16 protein-coding genes are annotated in these 14,278 nt (G+C 37.0%); 2 read left to right on the top strand and 14 right to left on the bottom strand.

Features of this window, described 5'->3' with window-relative positions:
- Position 1: 1 nt before the first annotated feature.
- The 3 genes from BM327_RS03755 to rho form a co-directional block, all read right to left on the bottom strand.
- Positions 2 to 523: a hypothetical protein gene (locus tag BM327_RS03755; RefSeq protein ID WP_090246488.1), complete on the bottom strand. Its 522-nt coding sequence runs from the start codon at positions 521 to 523 to the stop codon at positions 2 to 4.
- A gap of 433 nt (positions 524 to 956) precedes the next feature.
- A complete protein-coding gene (locus tag BM327_RS03750; protein WP_090246486.1) occupies positions 957 to 1,523 on the bottom strand; it encodes a DUF4199 domain-containing protein in 567 nt (188 codons plus the stop codon).
- Positions 1,524 to 1,531: 8 nt separating this feature from the next.
- Entirely contained in the window at positions 1,532 to 3,154 is a 1,623-nt protein-coding gene (rho, locus tag BM327_RS03745) for a transcription termination factor Rho (protein ID WP_090246483.1), read from the bottom strand.
- 363 nt (positions 3,155 to 3,517) lie between these two features.
- Between rho and BM327_RS03740 the strand changes: the two genes are divergently transcribed.
- Together BM327_RS03740 and BM327_RS03735 are read left to right on the top strand one after the other, a co-directional pair.
- The gene (locus BM327_RS03740; RefSeq protein ID WP_090246480.1) at positions 3,518 to 4,093 is read left to right on the top strand and encodes a DUF4293 family protein; all 576 of its coding nucleotides are present in this window, start codon (positions 3,518 to 3,520) and stop codon (positions 4,091 to 4,093) included.
- 4 nt (positions 4,094 to 4,097) lie between these two features.
- A complete protein-coding gene (locus tag BM327_RS03735; protein ID WP_090246478.1) occupies positions 4,098 to 5,990 on the top strand; it encodes an ABC-F family ATP-binding cassette domain-containing protein in 1,893 nt (630 codons plus the stop codon).
- 61 nt (positions 5,991 to 6,051) lie between these two features.
- Here the strand turns inward: BM327_RS03735 and BM327_RS03730 are convergent, their stop codons facing one another.
- The 11 genes from BM327_RS03730 to BM327_RS03685 form a co-directional block, all read right to left on the bottom strand.
- On the bottom strand, positions 6,052 to 6,348 hold the full coding sequence (locus BM327_RS03730) for a hypothetical protein (RefSeq protein WP_139230233.1): 297 nt from the start codon (positions 6,346 to 6,348) through the stop codon (positions 6,052 to 6,054).
- A 90-nt stretch (positions 6,349 to 6,438) separates the two neighbouring features.
- Positions 6,439 to 7,053 carry a c-type cytochrome gene (locus tag BM327_RS03725; RefSeq protein ID WP_090246473.1) on the bottom strand — a complete coding sequence of 205 codons (615 nt, stop codon included), beginning with the start codon at positions 7,051 to 7,053 and terminating at the stop codon, positions 6,439 to 6,441.
- Positions 7,054 to 7,167: 114 nt separating this feature from the next.
- Entirely contained in the window at positions 7,168 to 7,809 is a 642-nt protein-coding gene (locus BM327_RS03720) for a hypothetical protein (protein ID WP_139230232.1), read from the bottom strand.
- Between the two features lie 85 nt (positions 7,810 to 7,894).
- Positions 7,895 to 8,860: a hypothetical protein gene (locus BM327_RS03715; RefSeq protein ID WP_090246468.1), complete on the bottom strand. Its 966-nt coding sequence runs from the start codon at positions 8,858 to 8,860 to the stop codon at positions 7,895 to 7,897.
- Between the two features lie 76 nt (positions 8,861 to 8,936).
- Positions 8,937 to 9,341, bottom strand: a complete 405-nt coding sequence (locus tag BM327_RS03710; protein ID WP_090246466.1) for a group III truncated hemoglobin — start codon at positions 9,339 to 9,341, stop codon at positions 8,937 to 8,939.
- 95 nt (positions 9,342 to 9,436) lie between these two features.
- Positions 9,437 to 10,015 carry a hypothetical protein gene (locus BM327_RS03705; RefSeq protein WP_090246464.1) on the bottom strand — a complete coding sequence of 193 codons (579 nt, stop codon included), beginning with the start codon at positions 10,013 to 10,015 and terminating at the stop codon, positions 9,437 to 9,439.
- 249 nt (positions 10,016 to 10,264) lie between these two features.
- Positions 10,265 to 10,969 (bottom strand): SDR family oxidoreductase, encoded by a 705-nt coding sequence (locus BM327_RS03700; protein ID WP_090246462.1) that lies wholly within the window; start codon positions 10,967 to 10,969, stop codon positions 10,265 to 10,267.
- 80 nt (positions 10,970 to 11,049) lie between these two features.
- Positions 11,050 to 11,487: an SRPBCC domain-containing protein gene (locus tag BM327_RS03695; protein ID WP_090246459.1), complete on the bottom strand. Its 438-nt coding sequence runs from the start codon at positions 11,485 to 11,487 to the stop codon at positions 11,050 to 11,052.
- A gap of 52 nt (positions 11,488 to 11,539) precedes the next feature.
- Positions 11,540 to 11,728 carry a hypothetical protein gene (locus BM327_RS15765; protein ID WP_139230231.1) on the bottom strand — a complete coding sequence of 63 codons (189 nt, stop codon included), beginning with the start codon at positions 11,726 to 11,728 and terminating at the stop codon, positions 11,540 to 11,542.
- A gap of 112 nt (positions 11,729 to 11,840) precedes the next feature.
- A complete protein-coding gene (locus tag BM327_RS03690) occupies positions 11,841 to 12,884 on the bottom strand; it encodes an imelysin family protein (protein ID WP_170853663.1) in 1,044 nt (347 codons plus the stop codon).
- A gap of 2 nt (positions 12,885 to 12,886) precedes the next feature.
- The gene (locus BM327_RS03685) at positions 12,887 to 14,278 is read right to left on the bottom strand and encodes a di-heme oxidoreductase family protein (RefSeq protein ID WP_090246455.1); all 1,392 of its coding nucleotides are present in this window, start codon (positions 14,276 to 14,278) and stop codon (positions 12,887 to 12,889) included.

Raw genomic sequence — 14,278 nt, 5'->3', positions numbered from 1 at the left:
TTTAGTCCAGAATCATGTCATCAGGACAATCTTTCATGCCTTCTTCGCACCATTCCTTATCGTAACCAATTTTGTAATCTGTCGGAACTATTGAATTCACATATTCAACAAATGGCCTCATTTTTTCCAAATAGTAGTTTGATAAAGTTGTGCCAATTTTTTTGTCTGCCCATTCAAAATGAAAATGAAGAATCATTCCGTCCATTATACACAAGTTAGTGTATTGAGGTTTTAATGAGTCATTCTTTAAACTTGTATCTAATTGAAAAAACATGCTCTGTTGATTAGAATCAAGCTTAGTACTGAAAACAACTTTGTCTTTTTCATAATCCTTACTGAAATAAATTAAGTCATATGGGCCAGATTTAACTACAATAGAATCAGAAGTTATGTGATAAGTCATTCTGCTATATCCAGCTTTATCTAAATCTGAAATCCAAAATTCAAAATTTGTCGAATCCTGACAGTTTGCCGTAAATGCTGTTAGAATAAGGAAAAATAATGTTGTTAATCGTTCTGTCATTTTAATATGTGCTAACAAGTGTATAAACACACCTTGTTAAAATTTAAGTATTTAAAACCGCCTGAATTCTAGAGAATATTGGTGGTTGTAAGTCTATGTGCTTTAAAGCTAGTTATTTTTTTGAAATTCTTTATGAGCAAAGTTTGTTTCTCTTTGTTATAGGAGTGAGGTTATGTCTTAAAAAGTGCGCTTGATATCTTTGGGTAGTATATATGTAATGTGTTTATACGGCCATTCTTGGAGAATAAACGCAATTTTCTATCTACATCGTTGAAATCATTCTTCAGCAGAAAATGACACAAGAAAATTAAACTTCTTACTAAAAGAAAGTGGAGTAGAGTGCCTTTTTAGCTATGGCAAGAAAAGAGGAGGGACGTTAAGTTGAAAGCAAAAAAAAAGTCCTTCCAATTTTTTAGAAGGACTTTAAACATAACTATTTATAATAATCCCGGAGGAGTATTTTTCTAAAGATTACTGTGGTAAAAATAGAATAGGTTACCGCCAAAACGATTAAGCCCAACAAACTAAAAGTTAATAAGAAGTTTGTATCGAATGAACTTAGAATACCTTCTTTCATTTCTGAATAGATTTCTTCATTGGTCATTACAGCGTATTTAGCATCACTCATTTTTAAGCTATCTACATAGGCCGGGCGTTGCATGGCTTTATAAACCATGTCTATTCTTTCTTGCGCTCTATTTTCTACGTATTCAGGAGACACATCCTTGTAATAGAAAAAGATGAAAACAGATACAATTACCGCATAAGGTGTACCTGCTATCATTGCGTTTTTTATATCACTTAAAGCTGTTCCATTACCTAATCCTTCTTTCTTTTTTTCGAAGTATAACCCAAAAGCTATTGCCAAGAGTAAAAAGAAGTTGTTGATTAAACCAGGTACAAACAAGTCATCCTGTAATATACCCAAAGCTTTAAAAATCATTTTAAGGACTATCCATCCTGCTGCGAAGAGGAGTCCGTATTTTAATGCTGGTCTCATACTACAATTTAGCCGTTCATAGAAACTAAGAACTCTTCGTTAGACATGGTATTTTGCATGTGTTGTTTCATGAAATCCATGGCTTCGATAGGGTTCATATCTGCCAAATGCTTACGCAAGATCCAAATTCTTTGAAGAACATCTTTGTCCATCAATAAATCTTCTCTACGTGTACCTGAAGATAAAATATCAATGGCTGGGTAAATTCTACGGTTGGCAATTTTTCTATCCAACTGTAATTCCATGTTACCTGTTCCTTTAAATTCTTCGAAGATAACTTCGTCCATTTTAGAACCTGTTTCTGTTAAGGCTGTAGCAATGATAGATAAAGAACCACCGTTTTCTATCTTACGTGCCGCACCAAAGAAACGTTTTGGTTTTTGAAGTGCGTTGGCGTCAACCCCTCCAGATAATACCTTACCTGATGCTGGAGATACTGTGTTGTATGCTCTGGCTAAACGTGTAATTGAGTCGAGTAAGATACATACGTCATGACCACATTCTACCATACGTTTTGCTTTTTCTAAAACAATATTGGCAACTTTTACGTGTCTTTCCGCTGGCTCATCAAAGGTAGATGCAACAACTTCTGCATTTACACTTCTGGCCATATCTGTAACCTCTTCAGGTCTTTCGTCAATTAACAATACAATTAAGTAAGTCTCTGGGTGATTGGCAGCAATTGCGTTTGCAACGTCTTTCAACAATACAGTTTTACCCGTCTTTGGTTGTGCTACGATCATACCACGCTGACCTTTACCAATAGGAGCAAATAAATCCATGATACGCGTAGAAGTACTTTCTTGTGCGTGACCCGTTAATTTAAATTTCTCATCTGGGAAAAGAGGAGTAAGGTATTGGAAAGGAACTCTATCTCTAATGTAAGAAGGAGATCTACCGTTGATAGAATCTACTTTTACCAGTGGGAAGTACTTTTCTCCCTCACGTGGAGGACGAATCGTTCCTAAAACAGTATCTCCCGTTTTTAATCCAAAAAGTTTTATTTGAGAATGACTTACATATACATCATCCGGTGAAGGAAGGTAGTTGTAGTCAGAAGATCTTAAGAAACCGTAACCATCTTGGATAATTTCTAAAACACCTTCAGCAGAAACAATTCCAGATAAATCGAATCTATCTTCTTTTTGTTTTCTATTCTGTTTTTGAGGAGCTTTGTTTGGATCTTGATTCGGGTTGTTGTCGTTAGATTTACGTTGCCTTGGTGCGTTTGCAGTGTTGGCGTTATCGTTGTTCTCTTTTTGAGTTCTTTGCTCGTTGCGTTGGTTATTGCGGTTGTCAGGTCGTTTGTTGTCTTTCTGAGGTGCTTTTTGCTCAGGTTTATCTGCCGTTAAAATTCTTCCAGCTGGTTTTTCAGTTGTTTCCGTTTCCGTTTTCGGTTTACGTTTCCTGCGTGCTGGAGCTTCTTTAACTTCTATAGGCGTGTTTCTGTTTTCCGTTTGCGGTGCTGCTTCTGCAGGAGCTGGAGTAGCTTCATCTGATTGTTGAACATCTCCAGTTATAAGGTCAACTAATTCTGCCTTTCTATATGATTCAACGCGTTTAATACCAATTGTTTTCGCAATTTCGCGTAATTCAGGAAGTTTCTTTCCTGCTAAATCAGCTTTATTCATAAAGTTGAATTGAGATTTAAAATATCGATTTTATATAATACTTGAGTAATCTAGTAATTGTCTAACTCACAATGAGGTTGTGGGTTGTGCAGACATTGCAAGTATACAAATATTAATTCATATTTATTTAAAATTCAGTTTTTTTTATTCTTCCTATGTAAGTCGTTGATTATGAAAATATTCTTCTCAAATTATACTCAATAAAGGAAAGTAGATAAGATATTTTTCAACGAATTCTTGTTTTTCACATGTACCTGTGCCTAATCTGTTTAGGGTTAAATTGTCTTGCTCCTCCAAAAATAAACCTTGGGGGAAGGGGTAGACTTTTAAAGGAAGTTTATCTTTGCTTAAAATTTAATAAGCATGTTACAAAGAATACAAACGATTTACTACGCCTTGGCCGTAATTTGTCTTTTAGTTTTAACCCTAGGTTTAGATGTTTACACCTTTACGGGTGATGTTTCAGACTCTTTTGAATTAACCGCACATTATAATACATACGGGGTTCAAGTAAATGGAACTTCAAGTGAAAATTTAGCACCAGAGAAATTAGAAGCGCTCACCAAGTATTTAAATAAGGAAGAGGGGAGTATTTTAACAAGCTATTCTACCTCTACAGTGAGTTTTCCATTTTATATCTTGTCTATACTTTTCTTGCTTCTAACCTTAGGAGCTATGTTGAGTTTTAAAAACTACAAACGTCAAATTCGTTTAGGACGTATGGCCTTTTTCTTCACCCTGTTGGCTTTAATAACAACGGTGGTTATGTTCTACCTTTCTGGAAGTAATTTAGAAGCTTTGGTAGGAGAAGAAGGAATGACAAAAAATATTGGTTTTGCTTTTTATGCACTAGTGTTAAGTGTTGCTTTTATTTTCTTAGGAAATATAGGTGTAAGAAGAGACCAAAAATTAATTTCAAGCTTAGACCGTTTAAGGTAATTGTATGAATTTTTTATCTGTTGAAAACCTCACCAAGACTTTTGGTGATAGATTAATATTTGAAGACCTGACCTTTGGTATAGAACAAGGGCAAAAGGCGGCTATTGTAGCAAAAAATGGTAAGGGGAAATCTACCTTATTGAAGTGTTTGTTGGGTAGCGAGCCTTTTGACGATGGAAGAGTTGTATTTCGTAAAGATATACGTGTGGCTTACCTCGAACAGGCTGAAAATCTTGATGAAAGTCATACCATTATAGAAGAGGTTTTTAAACATGATCTTCCGAAATTAAAAGTTGTAAAAGAATACAACAAAGCCATGAAGGAGAACGATGAAAAGCGTATAGAAGAGCTTTTTGTTGAAATATCTGAATTGAACGCCTGGGATACAGAAGTGAAAGTGCAACAGATTTTGTCTAAATTAAAACTAGATAATGTTGAATTACCAATTTCTGTATTGTCTGGAGGTCAGAAGAAAAGGGTAGCCTTGGCCAAAGTATTGATTGCTGAGCCCGATTTTCTTATCCTTGATGAGCCCACCAACCACTTGGATTTAGATATGATAGAATGGTTAGAAGAATACTTAGGTACTTCTAAATCTACCATTCTAATGGTAACGCACGACAGGTACTTTTTAGAAGTAGTTTGTGATACTATTTTAGAATTAGAAGATCATACCATCTACAAATACAAAGGAAACTTCTCGTATTATCTAGAGAAGAAAGCCGAGCGTGAGGAGCAATTTGAGACAACGGTAACCAAAGCCCGCAGTAAAATGCGTACGGAATTGGAATGGATGCGCCGTCAACCTAAGGCAAGGGGTACCAAGCAAAAAGCACGTATAGATTCTTTCCACGACCTGAAAAAAGTAGCCAAGCAAAACATCAACAAAGAAGAGTTGGAGTTGGGGGTGAAAATGGAGCGTTTGGGAACTAAGATTTTAGAATTACATAAAATTGGAAAGTCCTTCGGAGACAAGAAAATTATAGAAGATTTAACCTATACTTTTAAACGTAACGAACGATTAGGTATCGTTGGTAATAACGGTACTGGAAAATCTACTTTCTTAAACATGATCATGGGGCGTGAGTCTTTGGATAAAGGAAAGATAGTGATAGGTGAAACGGTGGTCTTTGGCTATTATTCTCAGGAAAACATTCAAGTGGACGAGAATATGAAGGTGATTGACGTGATACGCGATATTGCTGAATATATTCCTTTAGAAAAAGGTCGTCAAATGTCTGCTGCTCAGTTTTTAGAGAAGTTTTTATTCCCGCGCGACATGCACTATAACTATGTGTATAAGTTAAGTGGAGGTGAAAAACGTCGTTTAAAATTGATGACAGTATTAATGGCGAATCCTAACTTTTTGATTCTGGATGAGCCTACCAACGACTTGGATATTTTCGTGTTGAATGTATTAGAAGACTATTTGCGAACTTTCCAGGGTGCATTGATTATTGTTTCCCACGATAGATATTTCATGGATAAAATGGTAGATCACCTTTTTGTTTTTGAAGGAGAAGGGCAAATCAAAGATATCATTGGAAACTACACAGCTTATAGAGAGCATTTAAAAGAAGCCGATAAACAGGAAAAAGAAGAAAACAGACAGCGTAAGAAAGAAGAACAGTCTGTAGCAGCTAAAGTAGAGGTGGTTGAACAACCAAAACCTGTAGTCGAAAAAAGAAAACTCTCTTACAAAGAGAAAACAGAATTCGAAGCTTTGGATGGAGAAATCATGGAGCTAGAAGAAGAAAAGGAAAAGTTAACAGCTGTACTTTCGAATCCTGATGTTAGTTCTGATGAATTAAATGAAGCCAGTAAACGTTTGGGTGAAGTGGTTGCTGAAATTGAGCAGAAAAGCGATAGATGGATGGAGTTGGCAGAGTTTATTTAACCCACAATATTGATAAGTAAAAAGGGGCGTTCAATATGTACAGCCCCTTTTTTACACGTATTTATTCGAGTATTTGTATACAATTTAGTTTTACAGTTTCCCCTGTCATACAGATGTTCATTACTTCAACCTTTTCAAAGGCAATGTCTACAATATTCCCAACTTTCACATCTAATTTCATTTCCTCTAAATTGGTTGGATTTAAGATGTTGCCATTTTGTAATTTGAAAAGAAGCCCACACCCATCTATTCCCTGAAAAACTTCAGCTTTTACCATATTGGTACACGCACTTTTTACGGTGCAGGAAGCTATAAAAGTTGTAGCCAAGAGAAGTGTTGAAAATAAGACGGTTTTCATATACGATATTTTTGATTTGCGTCTAAGATAAGATTAATAGGGGTATACATAAAAAAAGAGGAAGCATTAACCTCCTCTTTAGTTTTAATATTATTCCATGGGTGGCATATTCACCTTTGGTAATGGTACCAAGTTTTCAACCGGTGGAATACTTTGCAAATAGGTAAAGAGGGCATGTAAATCTTCATCTGCCAAATCTTTAAAATTCATCCATGGCATTGGTGGGAGGAGCATACGGGTATCATCTAATCCTTTGAATTTACCTTCTTTTATCGCTTTACCAAATTGCTCTTCTGTCCAATATTTTATTCCCGTTTCATCTGGAGTCAAGTTGGCAGCATAGGAAATACCCCAAGGTCCTGATGAGGCTGTTAAATCTGGGTAGAAAGCGGCAAATCCTGGCGGAAGTGCAATGCTGTCGAATACCGGTGACAGTTCTTCACCATGGTAACCAGAAAGCATGAGTTCGGGAATTACCTCTGGTCCCATAGGCCCCATCCTTTTCGGCGAATGGCAATCATGACAGCCCATGGTCATCACCAAATATTCTCCTCGTTTTAAAACAGCATCACTGTCTTCTTGAAGTGCAGTTATTTCTTTTTCCTCTTGATTTTCCTTGCTTGCTGCATAATCAGTACAAGCGCTTTGTAGACCCAGCAATACGATTGCTAATAGTCCTACCGTGTAATAGCGAGTAGTTTTCATAATTGTAGTTTTTAGTGTAAAAGTGGCCTGAAGAAACTAGATTTCTTCAGAGACTTAAAATTAGGTGATTTTGAGCATACACCAAAAAAAACTTACAAGGATAGAGGGTGAATTTTACTTCTTGTTTAAGCGCAGAGGGAGCATTAAACCAAAGGCAAAAACTTGCTGTCGGGTATAACCATCGGCATTTGTATCCTTCAAAGGTTTAAGGCTATAGAAGTAATTAAATTTCAAATCGAGGTAAAAGAGTCCGAATTCTAGAGCCGCACTAAGGCCATAATCCCAGGTGTTCATGGCTTGCTCTGGGGTTATTGCAAGGTTCCTACTGGTATAGGCGCCCAGGCTAAAACTGTTAAAGAAGGGATAGATACCAAACTCCGCATCGTTTTCATTCGAGATTTTAAACATGAGTGGAAGCTTTACATCTTGCAAGCGAACGGGAGTTCCGTACAAAGCATCAGAAAGGATATTGTTGTATTGGGGCTCTATGGCAAAACCAAAACCAATTTTTTTAAACTTTTGGGCAGAAACGTAAGAGTAGCCCACACCTCCCATATAGCCTTCAACAACATAGTTTTTTTGCGTACCCGTTTGTGTTTTTCCTTTAAAGGTTATGGTGCCAAAAGGGTAGAGCTCATGCACATTAATTCTAGAGATACTCGTTCTTCTTTTTTTGATTAATGGGTATTGCCCATACGTTGTTGGCGCCATTAAAAGCAGTAGAAAAAGAGAAAGTGTTACTCTAAGTATAAACATAATTGTGAACCATTACTTTACTCCGATGAAGATAGAAATAATTTAGTTTATAGTTCTATTCTCCTTACTTTTTCAAGACAAGATCTTACAAACTTCTATACCATTGTACCATAGGAATAGGAACTGATAGTACTTCGCCATCGTAAATTATACCGGAGAAACCAAATTGAAAGGCCTTTCCTTCGGATTGATGCCATCTTACACCTGGTACTAACACAGCAAAACCTCTTTTCTGTACCTCGTAGGAATTGGTAATGAGTTGTGTTTCATACTGCATAGTATTCGGATTATACACTTGATTGTAGTAGGTCTCAGTTCTAGTTTCCGTTTCACCAGGCATAAGGAAGAAGGAGTCGAACACCAAGCTTAATTTGGTTGAAATTTTTATCATACCACCAACGCTGGCAACCACTCGACCTTCTAATTCACCATCATTTAAAATGGCTCCATATCCTCCAGAAAAAGCTATATTTCTGGTTCTATCCCCTAAAGAAAGGGTGGCAAAGGGAAGTAAACCTCCCCATTCAGGCAGGGCCCAAGATCCAGTTCCAGCAAGTGCTCCAAGTGCGAATTGAGAGTTATCTCCGATTATCCAAGATTTTTTTACCGTGGCAACAACGGGCAAACCTATCCAAGAGGTCATAACTCCTACACCTAAATTTTCACCTATTCCAAATTGTAGGTCTGGTCCGAAAAGATTCCACTGTATGTAATGTTCTCCTTTTTGAATGGGCAATCCATTTGTGGTCAGGAAATACCTTGTGGAAAATCTATCTTCTCCTATAAATTCACCCTTGTTGTTAAATTTTTTTTGATCAATAACTTCTATGGATTTAATGGTGTATTGTGGGATGTATATTCTTCTCCCGTCAGAAGTTTTAAAGTAAATTTCTCTTTCGTTTTGAGAGAGTATTTGTCCGATTAACTCACCACCATCGGTGGTAACCAGTCTGTACACGTTGGTGTCTGCTAGTGTTGTGCTATCGGAAAGAGTTTGAGCGTTTACTGTAAACGCAAAAACTGCAAGTGCAAAAAGTAGTAGTGCCTTCATAATATGTAGTTTAGGATAAAGGCTTCAGGTATAGTTGCTTGTGTCTATTAAAGGTAAGCTAATTATTTTAGTTAAACTAAAATTCTGATTGAACTTTGTGCTGAGCTTTCCAGAGTATTAAAAACTGTATATGGGCTATGTTTCTAGCGGCATCTTTTGCTTTTTCTGCTCGGTCTCCGGTAAATAATTCGTCTAAGGTGGCTATCCATAATTGTAGCCAGTAACCAAATAGTTCTTGCCCCATTCCTCCAGGGTGGGCGTTGTCTACAGCCAAATGCTTTTGTGTTGGATTGCCTTTGAATTTTCTAACGCCAAACAAGTTTGTTTCCCAAAAGTCACTTAACTTTTCCAAATGTTCGGGCCATTCATGATCGTGTATGTGACGGGCGAAAATTGGTCCTAGATCTTTGTGTGCACGTACTTTTGTGTAGAATTGTTCTACCAGTAGCTCCACATCCTTTCTTGTTTCTATCGTTTTCATCTCTACCAAAATTAAGACATGGAGGTTGGGGATTTTATGACTTAAGTCAGGATACAAAAAAAAGCACTATCCGTAGATGTGCTTTTGGTTATGAATTACTTCCTTTTATTATAAATGTCTAAATATTCACTTACCTCTTGCATTAATTCCTCGCCTTCAGAATCTTTAATGCTGTATTCGATTTCTTTTTCATTCGTTTTTTCATGAATGAGTTCGCCCTCATGGAAATAATAGATTTTATCGAATTCTTGAAGTGATTTACCTCTTTCTCCTTCGCCATTATCTTCTATGATGGCCATAAACAATTCTCCTTTTTCCAAATAAAATTCTTCAGTTCTTTTGCTTATCTCGGTGTAGGGGTAGGACTTAATTCGAACTACCTCGTTGTCTATTTGGTAGAAATCAATTTTTCTCCATTTTTGTTTAACCTTCTCTCTTAAATCTGATGAACTAATCGAGATGGGCTGGGGTAAGTTTTGTTCTATTGCTTTGCGTTTATTATTTAAGGTTTCTACAATGAGATTAACACTGATTCTATCTTCCAGTGGGACTTCATCTGGTGTTAAGGCTTTCGCTTGACTTCTACTATCTTTTTCTACTGTTGGGTTTTGGTTGTTGCAAGAGATAATTCCGAGAGATAAAGCCAAAATAAGCAAGGGTGCTACTTTTTTCATACAAAGGACATTAAGGTTAAAATATGTACCTCAAGTTATACTTTTTTTAGGTGGAAATAACGCTTTATGGAAAAGAAAAAGAGGAGCGCGCACTCCTCTTTTAGGTGGTATTACTAAAAATAAACTCAATAAGCCTTTAGAATTGCTTACTCTAAATGTAATTTGTTTTTCCAGTATAACATTGGTTCACTTGTAAATAGGGGGATTTTCCTTTACGAATTTTCAGTTTTACCGCTGGTTGGACTTCAATTATTTCCACGGATTGGTTGCCCATACAGCTGCATCTGTAATGAAACCAACATCATTCATGGCTAGCATACTGGTAGCTACATGTGCAATTTCGCTGGCCCTTAGTTTATTATCGTCTACTTTTTGTTCCATTCCCATTTTAGAAAAGAACTCCGTTACAACTTCACTCGGGTTGATTTGCATGACACGAACATTAAAGGGACGAAGTTCTGCTCTCCAAACATCCGTTAATCCGCTTACAGCAAATTTGCTGGCACAGTAAGCACTACCTTTAGCATGACCTTTTACACCCGATGAGGAGCTAATATTAATAATATTACCATACTGCTGCTCTTTAAAATGTTTGGCCGCTTCTCTACCAGCAATGAATAAGCCCAAAGTATTTACTTCCCATACTTCTTTGAAATCTTCTGTACTTGTTTCTGTTAACTCAGAAAAAATACCCATCCCTGCATTGTTGATCAATACGTTAAAGCCTCCCATTTTTTCTTTGGCGTAGTTGATGAGCGCTTTAATTTCATCTTCGCTTTTCATGTCTGCCTTAAAGCCTAAAACACCCAGCTCTTTAATGGTTGCATCAATTTTAATTTGATCTCTACCACTTATTAAAACCTGTGCACCTTTCGCTTTTAGGTCTTTTGCCATGGCATATCCAATTCCACTTGTTCCTCCTGTAATTATTACTTTTGCCGTTGTTAAATCCATAGTATTTGTTTAAGGTTAATAATAGAAAAGATTCTTCTTTCTAGAAACAAAAAAACTGCCTTGTAAAAGACAGTTTGGAGTTATTTATTTTCTGCTAGTTCTTTAATTACTTTAAGCATGTCGGGTAGAAATTGCTCTGTATGTGCATGCCCTTCTACTGATCCAAAACCTTCTTGTTTCCATGTGAAAAGAATTTGGTTCGAGCTTTCTTCATGTAAAGTATAAGTAATAATAGAGTAGTTGTCTGGATTATCTTCTAAACCAGACATTGCACTCCAGTAATTGTATTTTAAACTTTGGTAGGCTTCGTTGCTCAGCACATTTCCTTTGTCGTGATAAGTGGTTCCTTGGTATTCACCTGTAAATGAAATAGGACTGCCAACCTTCCAGTCTGTTTGCGTTTGCGTACCAAAAAGGTAAACCTTTATTTTTTCGGGATGAGTGAGAACTTCCCAAACCTCTTCTTTACTGGCAGTAATACTTATACTTTTTTCAACCTTTAAATTTCTATCCATCATAGTTTTAGTGATAAATACCTAAGATAATAGAAAAAGGGGAGATTGCGCTTTGTTAGCAGAATAGTTTGAACAAAGTAAAGGTTAAGGCGAGCATAATGAAGCCAAAAGATAAACTAAAGAGAACTGCCGTTTTGCTTCTTTTTTTAACCGTCATTCCATAAAAACCGTAGGCAATAGAAGATACCCCGGCAAGCATGGCCATTAATCCTAATAGATACGCGAGGAATATAAAATAGTGCATAGCATTGGTATTGAGCTTACTACAATTTAAGGTTTTATTGTGATTTATAAAAATATAAGTACAAAAAAAGCACAGTGAAAACACTGTGCTTGAGTAATAATTTGGATAGCTTTTAATCTCCGTCTAAATCAGAGATGAATACGGTAACATCTAATTGTGCACTTACATCTACTTTTAGTAAAGTGTAGAGAACATTTAGGTCTTCGTAAAGCGTATTTAGTGCTTCATCCATGTTTTCAAACGCAGTATTTAAATCATCAGGAAGAAGGGATAGATCTTTTCCAATTTTTTCAAGTATAGTATTTACTTCTTGGTAAACTTCCGCATTTTTTGCTTTCACAATTTCTCCCAATCCTACACTCGTATCTAGCACAGTAGTTTTGTTTCCATTCCAAAGTTTTACCAATATTTCAAAATCTTCATTCAACCCAGTTTCCGAAGTGTTGCTGAAAGGAGCTTGGGCCAAATAATGATCAGGATGGTCAAGAGATTGTTTCCCCAAAGGATTTCCGACTTTGAGCATTTTTAGATTCTCCGTAAATTGAATCATTCCATTCACCAATTGGTTAAATGCATTACTCGCATCACTTTCTTGGTTGTTGACGTATTTATTCTGGTTCTCTTTCCACATGCTAAGCAATTCATTTCCTTTGTCCACAATATCGTTCGTCATTGCTTTGAGGTATACAATATTATTGGCTTCATTCTGGAAGGAATCTAAGGCAGCACTCCTGAATAAAAGATATTCAATTGCTCCAAGACCTTTTGCATTGGAGGAAACAATAGCATTGCTAGGATTAGTATGGACATTACTGATCACTTTCAGCGTGTCTATAGGAAACTTTTGAAAGTATAAGTGTGCATAGTTGTCTTTGATGTTATCGATATTGAAAACCTCTGTTGGCGAGTAACTACTATAGGCTGCTTGCCAATTTTGCTTAAGGGAATTAAGATTTTCAGCAGTAGGAGCGGTTTCAAATTTCAATACAGAACTTTGCAAAGCCAAAGCTTTATTCGAAAAAGTGCTATGTAGGGGTAAGATCACTTTTTGAAAGGTTGACTTAGTAAAATCCTTAGCATCTGTAGTTTCCTCTTCTTTTTTGCAAGCTGTAAATACAAGTAGAATTGAAGTGACGAATATTAATTTGATTTTCATAATTATAAAGATTGTAAAAAGGCCAATACGGCTGCTCTGTCTTCGGCGTTTAATTGCATAAATTGTTCTAACACTATAGTTGCTTCTCCGCCGTGCCATAGGATGGCTTCCTCTATATCTCTAGCTCTTCCGTCGTGCAGCAAGAAGGTGTGACCGTTCACTCTTTCGATAAGTCCAAGTCCCCAAAGTGGTTGCGTTCTCCACTCATTACCATCAGCAAGGAAATCAGTTCTGTTGTCTGCCAATCCTTCTCCCATATCATGCAATAACATATCTGAGTAGGGGTAAATGGTTTGGTTTCCTAAATAAGGAAAATCATCATGAGAAGCAGTGGTGAATTTAGGGTTATGACAAGCCACACAACCTATTTCATTGAAAAGCTTTTGTCCTTTAATGACCTTTTCTGTCTCAGTATTTCTTCGAGCAGGTACCGCTAGGTTGGAACAGTATAAAACCATCTTGTCAAAATCATCTGCCTCAATTTCTGGGTTGCCTCCGTTGGCCAAGGTGTCATATTGAGGTTGCCCCGGCGTGTTATTTTGCATAGTAAATATGGGAGAGGTTATCCCCATGTCTCCCACAAATGCTCCAGCCACTTGTTGACGTATACTGGGTTGATTTGCTTTCCAACCAAATCTTCCTACCTCCGTTTCGCCTGTTTCGTGGTTATACACGTAGTTCACTTTACCACTAATTCCTAATTCTTCAAAGCCAGAAGTTAAGGCAGTTAAATCCGTTTCTGAAATGGCCTCAAGTAAACCTAAACCTATTACTTGTTGTCCTACACGGGGTGAGAAATTGGTATTGGTCATAACTTCTCCATTGCCATCGTAAACGGTGTAAATAGGTTTCCTCAATTCTTTGGTTGTGCCATCTGCGTAGGTTTTGGTAATGTATTCCCAAACTACTTCCACCTGTCCTTCGGCAGGGTCGTTTAAGACTACTGAATTTTCATTCAATTGATCACCATAAATAGGGTGGGGGTTGGGACCTCCGTGCGCATCTGTACCATCTATACTTAAACGCATTAAAAACCCTTTACTGTTAGCTTGGTTCATTTGCAAAGGTTCACCTCTACCATCCTTAAAGTGACAACCCGAACATGAACGTGCATTAAACAAAGGACCCAAACCATCTCTAGCTTGTGTAGAGGCCGGGGAGGTTACCCAGTTTTGATTGAAAAAAGAGTTACCGACAAAAAACAGTAACTCTTCATCACCTGATAAGTCAGGGTTGGGTTGGGCAAAAGCATTTTGGGAGGTGTTGAACACTGTGTTCCCACCTCCACTTTTAATTTCTTCTGCCGAAATGCTATATGTTTCTACTTCGCCTTTGTTACAAGAGAGTAAAAGTAGATTTGCCGAAATAAGGCAAAGCCCTACAATTTTTTTCAT

The organism is Lishizhenia tianjinensis (genome assembly GCF_900116425.1).
Lineage (GTDB): Bacteria > Bacteroidota > Bacteroidia > Flavobacteriales_D > Crocinitomicaceae > Lishizhenia > Lishizhenia tianjinensis.
This window is presented reverse-complemented; position numbering and strand designations above follow the sequence as displayed.

Bases quoted from the DNA above. Each gene is read 5' to 3' on its own strand.
- BM327_RS03710 (WP_090246466.1), bottom strand. From the start codon at position 9,341: ATGAAAACGATAGAAACAAGAAAGGATGTGGAGCTACTGGTAGAACAA.
- BM327_RS03725 (WP_090246473.1), bottom strand. From the start codon at position 7,053: ATGAAAACTACTCGCTATTACACGGTAGGACTATTAGCAATCGTATTG.
- BM327_RS03705 (WP_090246464.1), bottom strand. From the start codon at position 10,015: ATGAAAAAAGTAGCACCCTTGCTTATTTTGGCTTTATCTCTCGGAATT.
- BM327_RS03715 (WP_090246468.1), bottom strand. From the start codon at position 8,860: ATGAAGGCACTACTACTTTTTGCACTTGCAGTTTTTGCGTTTACAGTA.
- BM327_RS03735 (WP_090246478.1), top strand. From the start codon at position 4,098: ATGAATTTTTTATCTGTTGAAAACCTCACCAAGACTTTTGGTGATAGA.
- BM327_RS03685 (WP_090246455.1), bottom strand. From the start codon at position 14,278: ATGAAAAAAATTGTAGGGCTTTGCCTTATTTCGGCAAATCTACTTTTA.
- BM327_RS03700 (WP_090246462.1), bottom strand. From the start codon at position 10,969: ATGGATTTAACAACGGCAAAAGTAATAATTACAGGAGGAACAAGTGGA.
- BM327_RS03740 (WP_090246480.1), top strand. From the start codon at position 3,518: ATGTTACAAAGAATACAAACGATTTACTACGCCTTGGCCGTAATTTGT.
- BM327_RS03720 (WP_139230232.1), bottom strand. From the start codon at position 7,809: ATGTTTATACTTAGAGTAACACTTTCTCTTTTTCTACTGCTTTTAATG.
- BM327_RS03750 (WP_090246486.1), bottom strand. From the start codon at position 1,523: ATGAGACCAGCATTAAAATACGGACTCCTCTTCGCAGCAGGATGGATA.
- BM327_RS03730 (WP_139230233.1), bottom strand. From the start codon at position 6,348: ATGAAAACCGTCTTATTTTCAACACTTCTCTTGGCTACAACTTTTATA.
- rho (WP_090246483.1), bottom strand. From the start codon at position 3,154: ATGAATAAAGCTGATTTAGCAGGAAAGAAACTTCCTGAATTACGCGAA.
- BM327_RS03690 (WP_170853663.1), bottom strand. From the start codon at position 12,884: ATGAAAATCAAATTAATATTCGTCACTTCAATTCTACTTGTATTTACA.
- BM327_RS03755 (WP_090246488.1), bottom strand. From the start codon at position 523: ATGACAGAACGATTAACAACATTATTTTTCCTTATTCTAACAGCATTT.
- BM327_RS15765 (WP_139230231.1), bottom strand. From the start codon at position 11,728: ATGCACTATTTTATATTCCTCGCGTATCTATTAGGATTAATGGCCATG.
- BM327_RS03695 (WP_090246459.1), bottom strand. From the start codon at position 11,487: ATGATGGATAGAAATTTAAAGGTTGAAAAAAGTATAAGTATTACTGCC.